This is a genomic window from Stenotrophomonas sp. PS02289, assembly GCF_029960115.1.
Taxonomy (GTDB): Bacteria; Pseudomonadota; Gammaproteobacteria; order Xanthomonadales; family Xanthomonadaceae; genus Stenotrophomonas.
This window is the reverse complement of sequence record NZ_JASCOZ010000225.1, coordinates 1-5,429: the sequence shown is the minus strand read 5'-3', so window position 1 is coordinate 5,429 and position 5,429 is coordinate 1. Positions and strand designations below refer to the sequence as shown.

Sequence of the window (5,429 nt, the reverse complement as noted above, 5' to 3'; positions counted from 1 at the left end):
GCCGTTGGCCGGCCCTCGATACCGCCTGGGCCGGCCAACGGCCGGCGCTACCGGGAAACGGATCGTTCAACAATGCGGCGCTATGATCCGCCCATGAACGAACTGATCCGTCCGTTACCCCCGCCGCTGCAGTCCCACATCCTGCCGACCTCGCAGGACTACGCTGACCTGCGCAGGGCCGTCGCGCTGCTGGAATCGCCCACGCTCACCGCCAAGATGGCAAACCTGATCGGTTCGCCGCTCGAGTTCGCGGTCAACAAGCTGCCCAAGTCCGTGTCCAAGCGGATTCACGGCGCGGTGGAGGCGGCGCTGTTCAAGTCCGCCCAGGCCGCGCTGTGGAGCATGGACAACACCCCCGGCAAGGCTGCCTCCACACGCTGGCACAAGGCGGCCGCAGCGGCCACCGGTGCCGTGGGTGGGGCGTTCGGCTTCACCACGCTGTTCATTGAGCTGCCGGTGTCCACCACCATCATGATGCGCGCGGTGGCCGACGTGGCGCGCAGCGAAGGCTTCGACATGAGCGAGATGGCCACCCGTCATGCATGCCTGGAAGTGTTCGCGCTGGGCGGCAACTCGGGCAAGGACGATGCCAGCGAAACCGGCTACTACATCACCCGCGGTTTCACCACCGAAGTGATGCGTCACCTGTCGGCCGAACTGACCGGCGTGGCCGTGGGCGGCGGCGGGGTGATGATCGGGCTGACCCCGAAGGAAGCCGGCAAATGGCTGGCCAAGATCGTCGAGAAGGTGGCCGCGCGATTCGGCGTGGTGGTCACCGAGAAGTTTGCCGCGCAGGCGGTGCCGATTGTCGGCGCGGTGGCGGGGGCGACGCTCAACACCATGTTCACCGATTACTACCAGGACATGGCGCGCGGGCACTTCATCGTGCGCCGGTTGGAGCGCACGTACGGGTATGAAACCGTGCGTGCGGCGTATGCGGTGGTGGCGGGGCAGGGCGACCAGGCCTGACGCATTGCCGCGTGTGCCCGCGCGGTGCGTGGGCCGGCCAACGGCCGGCGCTACCGATCAATGATCGCGAATCAATGCATCGGCGGTCTGGACGCCGCCGTCCTTGCCATGCAGATACAGATGCATGTCCTGCTGCGGATACGGAATGTTGATGCCGGCCTTGTCGTAGCCCAGCTTGATCTGCTCCAGCAACGTGACCTTGGTGCCGAACCAGTCGGCCGATTTGACGAAGCAGCGGATGCCCAGATTGATCGAGTGCGCGCCCAGCTCATATACGACCACGTCCGGAGCCGGTGTCTCCAGCACGCGCGGATCGGCCTTCACCAGCGCCAGGGCGGTGTCGCGGGCCAGCTGGATGTTGTCCTCGTAGCCGATGCCAATCACCAGTTCCACCCGCCGGGTCGGCTCCGCGGTGAGATTGATGATCGGTGCGGCGGTGATCAGGTTGTTGGGAATGGTGGTGTGCTGGTTGTCCGAGCCGGTGATCACGGTCTGGAAGATGCGCACTTCACGCACACTGCCGGTCTGACCGGCCACGGTGACCACGTCACCCACGCGGAACGGGCGCAGAGTCACGAGCATCACGCCGGAGGCGATGTTCGACAACGAATCCTTCAACGCCAGGCCCACCGCCAGACCGGCCGTGCCCAGCACCGCCAGCAGCGGCGACACCGGCACGCCCAGGGTGGCGATCGCCACCACCACCACGATCACCAGCGCGGCGGCATAGACCACGTTGCGCAGGAAGGTGCCCAGCATCGGATCCACGCCCACCCGTGCGGTGGCACGTGGCATCACGTTTGACAGGCGACGGGCCAGCCACAGCCCGATCAGCAGCACCACCACCGCCGACAGCAGCGGCACGCCGTAGGTTTCCAGAATGTGCTGCCAGTTCCATTGGCGGAAGAAGGCGGGCGTGGTGATCGGCGCGGCGGTGGCGAGCATGGGGTCTCCGGGGTGGGGCTGGAAAAACAAAGCCCCGCATATGGCGGGGCTTTGGATGCGATCAGTGTGAACCGAACGCGATGAACGTCATGTCAGGGCAGCGCTCAGCTGTTGGCCTTGAGCTTGGCCAGGCGCAGCCAGGTGTCGACCACGGTGTCGGGGTTCAGCGACACCGACTCGATGCCTTCCTGCATCAGCCATTCGGCCAGATCCGGGTGATCGGACGGACCCTGACCGCAGATGCCGACGTACTTGCCCTTGGCGCGGGCGGCCTTGATCGCCATCGACAGCAGCTTCTTGACCGCCGGGTTACGTTCGTCGAACAGGTGCGCCACGATCGAGGAGTCGCGGTCCAGGCCCAGGGTGAGCTGGGTCAGGTCGTTGGAACCGATCGAGAAGCCGTCGAAGATCTCCAGGAACTCATCGGCGAGCAGTGCGTTGGACGGCACTTCGCACATCATGATGATCTTCAGGCCGTTTTCGCCCTGCTTCAGACCGTTCTGGGCGAGCACTTCGACGACCTTGCGGCCTTCTTCCAGCGTGCGCACGAACGGAATCATGACCCACAGGTTGTCCAGGCCCATTTCGTTGCGCACGCGCAGCACCGCCTTGCATTCCAGTGCGAACGCAGCGGCGAAGGTCGGGTCGACGTAGCGGCTGGCACCGCGGAAGCCGATCATCGGGTTCTCTTCGTGCGGCTCGTAGTTGTTGCCACCGATCAGGTTGGCGTACTCGTTGGACTTGAAGTCCGACAGACGCACGATCACCGGGTTCGGGGCCACCGAGGCGGTCAGCGTGGCGATGCCTTCCGCCAGACGGTCCACGTAGAAGCCGACCGGATCGGAATAACCGGCGATCTTCTCGTCGATCTTCTTCTTGGTGGCGGCGTCCTGGCGGTCGTACTCCAGCAGCGCATTCGGGTGGATGCCGATGTGGCTGGCGATGATCATTTCCAGACGGGCCAGGCCGATGCCGGCGTTCGGCAGCTGGCCGAAGTCGAAGGCACGTTCCGGGTTGGCCACGTTCATCATGATCTTCAGCGGAGCCGGCGGCATGTTGCCCAGGTCCGTGGTGGTGCGGTCGAAGGCGAGGGTGCCTTCATAGATGAAGCCGGTGTCACCCTCGGCGCAGCTGACCGTGACCTGCTGGCCGTCTTCGATCACCTTGGTGGCATTGCCCGAGCCGACCACGGCCGGCACGCCCAGCTCACGGGCGATGATCGCCGCGTGGCAGGTACGGCCACCGCGGTTGGTGACGATCGCCGAGGCGCGCTTCATCACCGGTTCCCAGTCCGGGTCGGTCATGTCGGCAATCAGCACGTCGCCGGGCTGCACGCGGTTCATGTCGTCCAGGGTCTTGACCACGCGGGCCACGCCCGAGCCGATCTTGGCACCCACGGCGCGACCTTCGGCCAGCACCTTGCCGCCCTTTTCGGTCAGCGCGAAGCGCTCGATCTGGGTGGCGTGGCTGCGCGACTTCACCGTTTCCGGGCGCGCCTGGACGATGAACAGCTTGCCGCTGACCCCGTCCTTGGCCCACTCGATGTCCATCGGGCGGCCGTAGTGCTTTTCAATCACCAGCGACTGCTTGGCCAGTTCCTGCACGTCTTCGTCGCTGATCGAGAAGGTGCGGCGCAGTTCGGCCGGGGTGTCTTCGGTACGCACGCGTTCGCCCGGCACGTCCGAATAGACCATGCGGATCGCCTTGCTGCCCAGCGAGCGGCGCAGGATGGCCGGCTTGCCCGCGGTCAGGGTGGGCTTGTAGACGTAGAACTCGTCCGGGTTGACCGCGCCCTGCACGACCATTTCACCCAGGCCGAAGCTGGAGGTGACGAACACCACGTCGCGGAAGCCCGATTCGGTGTCCAGGGTGAACAGCACGCCCGACGAGCCCACGCCCGAGCGCACCATCAGCTGCACGCCAGCGGAAAGGAACACATCTTCGTGCTTGAAGCCGTGGTGCACGCGGTAGGCGATGGCACGGTCGTTGTACAGCGAGGCGAACACTTCCTTGACCTTGTGCACGACGTCGTCGGCACCGGTCACGTTGAGGAAGGTCTCCTGCTGGCCGGCAAACGAGGCATCCGGCAGGTCTTCGGCGGTGGCCGAAGAACGCACGGCCACGGCCACGTCGCCGCCGCCGTTCTCGGCGCTCAGCTTGGCGTAGGCGGTGCGGATGTCCTGATCCAGCTCCGGCTGCAGCGGGGCGTCGATCACCCAGCCGCGGATTTCCTTGCCGGCTGCGGTGAGCGCAGTGACATCTTCCACGTCCAGCGTGGCCAGCTTGTCGAAAATGCGCTTGGAAAGATCGTTATGTGCGATGAAGTCTTTGAAGGCTTCAGCGGTGGTTGCGTAACCGCCGGGGACCGAAACCCCCAGACCGGCCAGATTGCCGATCATTTCGCCAAGCGACGAATTTTTGCCGCCCACGCGAGCCAGGTCGGCCAAGCGCAGTTCGTGCAACCACAGGATGTTCTCGTTCAAGCGCGATGCTCCGTTTGGCCATCGCCCGAGGCGGGCTGGATGGCCACGTCCGTAGGAAGAAGCCGATATGATGCCGGGCAGACCGCCGTCGGCACAAGCTTGTATCGACGGCCTTTTTAGGCTTCAGAGGGGTTCAAAGGCGCATGACGACGATCCGTCCGGTCTTCTACGTATCCGATGGAACCGGTATCACCGCTGAAACCATTGGGCATAGCCTGCTGACCCAGTTCTCCGGATTCAGCTTCATTACCGACCGCATGTCCTTTGTCGACGACCCGGAAAAAGCGCGGGAAGCCTGCGAAAGGATCCGGGCGGCGGGGGAGCGCTACCAGGTTCGGCCGATTGTGGTCAGTTCCTGCGTGGACAGCGGGCTGAGCATCATCCTGGCCGAAAGCGGGGGGCTGATGCTCGACGTTTTTGCCCCCTTCATCGAGCCGCTGGAGCGTGAGCTGGCCGTGAACCGGCACTCCCGGGTCGGCCAGGCGCATGGCATGGTGGACTTCGAGACCTATCACCGGCGCATCAACGCGATGAACTTCGCGCTCAGCCATGACGACGGCATCGCCATCAACTACGACGACGCCGACGTCATCCTGGTAGCGGTTTCACGCGCAGGTAAAACCCCGACCTGCATCTACCTGGCCCTGCATTTCGGGGTGCGCGCGGCCAATTACCCACTCACCGACGAGGACCTGGAAAGCGACCGCCTGCCGCCGCGGCTGCGTCCTTACCGGCAGAAGCTGTTCGGCCTGACCATCGACCCGGACCGGCTGCAGCAGATCCGCCAGGAGCGCCGGCCCAATTCGCGCTACGCCAACCTGGATACCTGCCGGCGGGAGGTTGCCGCCGCCGAGACCATGTTCCGGATGGAGCGCATTCCCACGCTCAGCACCACGCATACCTCGATCGAGGAGATTTCCAGCAAGGTGCTGGCGACCCTGGGGCTGCAGCGCGAACTCTACTGATGCCTGAGCCGGGCCCCCCCCCCGCCGCCCCCGGGCCGGCCTCCGGTGGCGCCGCCCCCGGGGGGCG

The 5,429-nt window shown here is 65.2% G+C and carries 4 protein-coding genes; 2 read left to right on the top strand and 2 right to left on the bottom strand.

All coding sequences use genetic code 11. The annotated features are described in order from the left end of the window. Positions 1-93 precede the first annotated feature (93 nt). The gene (locus tag QMX83_RS19750) at positions 94-969 is read left to right on the top strand and encodes an EcsC family protein (protein WP_282298350.1); all 876 of its coding nucleotides are present in this window, start codon (positions 94-96) and stop codon (positions 967-969) included. Positions 970-1,026: 57 nt separating this feature from the next. Here the strand turns inward: QMX83_RS19750 and QMX83_RS19745 are convergent, their stop codons facing one another. Next, positions 1,027-1,914, bottom strand: coding sequence for a mechanosensitive ion channel domain-containing protein (locus QMX83_RS19745; protein ID WP_282298349.1), 888 nt, complete (start codon positions 1,912-1,914; stop codon positions 1,027-1,029). Positions 1,915-2,018: 104 nt separating this feature from the next. Further along, entirely contained in the window at positions 2,019-4,397 is a 2,379-nt protein-coding gene (gene ppsA / locus QMX83_RS19740; RefSeq protein ID WP_282298348.1) for a phosphoenolpyruvate synthase, read from the bottom strand. 143 nt (positions 4,398-4,540) lie between these two features. On the opposite strand from ppsA, the gene QMX83_RS19735 reads away from it, so the two are divergent. Continuing rightward, positions 4,541-5,362 (top strand): pyruvate, water dikinase regulatory protein, encoded by an 822-nt coding sequence (locus QMX83_RS19735; RefSeq protein WP_282298347.1) that lies wholly within the window; start codon positions 4,541-4,543, stop codon positions 5,360-5,362. Positions 5,363-5,429 lie beyond the last annotated feature (67 nt).